This window comes from Mycobacterium sp. TH-M82, from assembly GCF_057473605.1.
The window spans coordinates 1-3,052 of the sequence record NZ_JBYCKY010000883.1 but is presented as its reverse complement, the minus strand read 5'-3'; the positions used below and the strand labels follow the sequence as shown (position 1 = coordinate 3,052).

At 70.2% G+C, this 3,052-nt stretch carries 5 protein-coding genes and 1 pseudogene; all 6 read left to right on the top strand.

Features of this window, described 5'->3' with window-relative positions:
- A pseudogene (locus AC2VON_RS25710) lies at positions 1–95 on the top strand (ATP-dependent Clp protease adapter ClpS); the annotation flags it as partial.
- A gap of 7 nt (positions 96–102) precedes the next feature.
- Entirely contained in the window at positions 103–687 is a 585-nt protein-coding gene (gene aosR / locus AC2VON_RS25705) for an oxidative stress transcriptional regulator AosR (protein ID WP_486955334.1), read from the top strand.
- The gene (locus tag AC2VON_RS25700) at positions 687–1,748 is read left to right on the top strand and encodes a P1 family peptidase (RefSeq protein WP_486955333.1); all 1,062 of its coding nucleotides are present in this window, start codon (positions 687–689) and stop codon (positions 1,746–1,748) included. Before aosR ends, AC2VON_RS25700 begins: the two co-directional genes overlap by 1 nt.
- A gap of 3 nt (positions 1,749–1,751) precedes the next feature.
- Positions 1,752–2,168, top strand: coding sequence for a M67 family metallopeptidase (locus AC2VON_RS25695; RefSeq protein ID WP_486955332.1), 417 nt, complete (start codon positions 1,752–1,754; stop codon positions 2,166–2,168).
- The gene (locus tag AC2VON_RS25690) at positions 2,165–2,446 is read left to right on the top strand and encodes a MoaD/ThiS family protein (protein ID WP_486955331.1); all 282 of its coding nucleotides are present in this window, start codon (positions 2,165–2,167) and stop codon (positions 2,444–2,446) included. Before AC2VON_RS25695 ends, AC2VON_RS25690 begins: the two co-directional genes overlap by 4 nt.
- Positions 2,447–2,458: 12 nt before the next feature.
- Positions 2,459–3,052 (top strand): PLP-dependent cysteine synthase family protein (locus tag AC2VON_RS25685; RefSeq protein WP_486955330.1); only part of this gene is annotated, 594 nt, incomplete at its 3' end.

The following is a 3,052-nucleotide window of genomic DNA, read 5'->3' as shown; positions in this document are numbered from 1 at the left end:
CCGTGGTGTCGGCGGGTAGCCGGGACTCGATGGAAGTCGACGTGTCCAAACTGCATGCTGCCGGGTTGTGGGCGACCATGCAGCAGGACCGCTGACTTCACCGTGCGTAAGTGGAAGCGGGTTGAGACCGATGACGGCCTCCGCGTCCGGTCCGCCCTGGCTCCGCACGAGGCGGCACTGCTGAAGAACCTCGCCGGCTCGGTTGTCGGCATGCTCGATGCGCGGGAATCATCTTCGCCGCCAGACGAACTCGAGCAGATCACCGGCATGAAAAACGTCAATACCCAACCGCCCCAGGATGCGACGCTGCGGCGGCTGCTGCCGGATTTCTGCCGGCCCGACGAGCACCGGCCCGGCAGCGCGGAGGTTGCCGACAACCTTAACGCGGCATTGCGCGGTTTGCACGAGTCGGAGATCATCGAAGCCAAACGCGGTGCAGCACAACAGTTGCTGGACACCGTCCCGGACGGGGGCGGTCGGTTCGAGCTGACCGAAAAACAGGCGAACTCCTGGATCGCGGCGGTCAACGACATCCGGCTGGCGCTGGGCACGATGCTCGACGTCGGCCCGAACGGTCCGGAGTGGGTGCCGGCCCAACATCCGATGGCCGGGCAGTTCAGTGTGTATCGGTGGCTGACGGTGCTGCAGGAGTACCTGGTCCTGGCGTTGATGGGACGATCCTGGTGATGAGCGCGGGGTCGATCACCGACGTCGCGGGTGTCCTGGTCGGCCATCACCAGCGGCTCGACCCGGACGCGACGCTCGGGGCCGGCTGGGCCAGCGGAGTCACCGTGGTGCTGGCGCCGCCCGGCACGGTCGGCGCGGTCGATGCCCGCGGCGGTGCGCCCGGCAGCCGCGAGACCGACCTGCTCGACCCGGCCAACAGCGTGCGCCACGTCGACGCGGTGGTGCTGGCCGGCGGCAGCGCCTACGGGCTGGCGGCCGCCGACGGCGCGATGGCCTGGCTGGAGGAGAACAATCGCGGCCTGGTGACCGAAGACGGCGTGGTGCCGATCGTGCCGGCCGCGGTCATCTTCGACCTGCCGGTCGGCGGCTGGGCCTGCCGGCCGACGGCGGAGTTCGGTTACGCGGCGGCCGGTGCGGCCGGTCCCGCCGCGGCGGTCGGAACGGTTGGTGCCGGGGTGGGGGCGCGCGCCGGTGCGCTCAAGGGCGGGGTGGGAACCGCGTCAGTCACGCTGGAACTGGGCGGCATTGCCGTGACCGTCGGGGCGCTGGTGGTGGTGAACTCGGTGGGTGAGGTCGTCGACCCCGCCACCGGACTGCCGTGGCCGGCCTCTCTGATCGAGGAGTTCGGGCTGACGCCGCCGCCGGCTGACCAGCTGGCGGCGCTTGCCCGGCTGGAGACGAAGTGGTCCGCGTCCAGCCCGCTCAACACCACCATCGCGGTGGTCGCGACCGATGCGGCGATCAGCCCTGCTGGGTGCCGCCGGGTGGCGATCGCCGCCCAGGACGGGCTGGCCCGCACCATCCGGCCGGCGCACACCCCGCTGGACGGCGACACCGTGTTCGCGCTGGCGACCGGGGACGTCGAGGTTGCGCCGGCGACAGACACACCGACCGCGCTGTCCCCCGAGACCGGGCTGGTCGCCGCGGTGGGTGCGGCGGCGGCGGACTGCCTGGCCCGTGCGGTGCTGGTCGGTGTGCTGGCCGCCGAGCCGGTGGCCGGAATACCGACGTATCGCGGCACGTTGCCGGGGGCGTTCGCGAGCAGACCGGGGAGACGGTGACCAGTGTTGACGATTCGTGCCGACCTGGTGGACGCGATGGTCGCCCATGCCCGCACCGACCACCCCGACGAGGCGTGCGGGGTGCTGGCCGGACCGCAGGGGTCCGACCGGCCGGAGCGCTACATCCCGATGGTCAACGCCGAACGCTCGCCCACGTTTTATCGATTCGACGCCCAGGAGCAGCTCAAAGTCTGGCTGGCCATGGACGACGCCGACGAGGTGCCGGTCGTCATCTACCACTCGCACACCGCGACCGAGGCCTACCCGAGCCGCACCGACGTGGCGCTGGCCGGTGAACCCGACGCACACTACGTGCTGGTGTCGACGCGCGACCCGGACACCCATGACCTGCGCAGCTATCGCATCGTCGACGGCGTCGTCACCGAAGAACCCGTCACTGTTGTCGAGGAGTATTCATGAGCGTCACCGTGTCGATCCCGACGATTCTTCGTCCGCACACCGGTGGCGAGAAACGTGTCAGCGCCGCCGGCACCACCCTGGCTGCGGTGATCAGCGACCTGGAGACCAACTACTCCGGGATCGCGCAACGCCTGCTCGACGATGGCAAACTGCACCGCTACGTCAACATCTACGTCAACGACGAGGACGTGCGGTTCTCCGGCGGCCTGGACACCGCGATCGCCGACGGCGACTCGGTGATCATCCTGCCCGCCGTAGCAGGCGGGGCGGGCGGGTAAGGTCCAGCCTCTATGGCCCGCTACGACTCGCCGCTGGCCGCGCTGGGCGACACCCCGCTGGTCGGACTGCAGCGGCTCTCGCCGCGATGGGAGGACAGCCGGGACGGTCCGCACGTGCGGCTGTGGGCCAAACTCGAGGACCGCAACCCGACCGGGTCGATCAAAGACCGCCCGGCGCTGCGGATGATCGAGCAGGCCGAAGCCGACGGGTTGTTGGCACCCGGCGCCACGATTCTGGAACCCACCAGCGGCAACACCGGAATCTCGCTGGCGATGGCGGCCCGGTTGAAGCGGTACCGGCTGATCTGCGTGATGCCGGAGAACACCTCGATAGAGCGTCGCCAGCTGCTGGAGCTCTACGGCGCTCGGATCATCTTCTCGCCGGCCGAGGGCGGGTCCAACACCGCGGTGGCCACCGCCAAGCAGCTGGCCGCCGACAACCCCGAGTGGGTGCTGCTCTACCAGTACGGCAACCCGGCCAACCCCGAGTCGCACTACCGCGGCACCGGTCCCGAACTGTTGGCCGACCTGCCGGAGATCACCCACTTCGTCGCCGGCCTGGGCACCACCGGCACGCTGATGGGCACCGGCCGGTTCCTGCGCGAG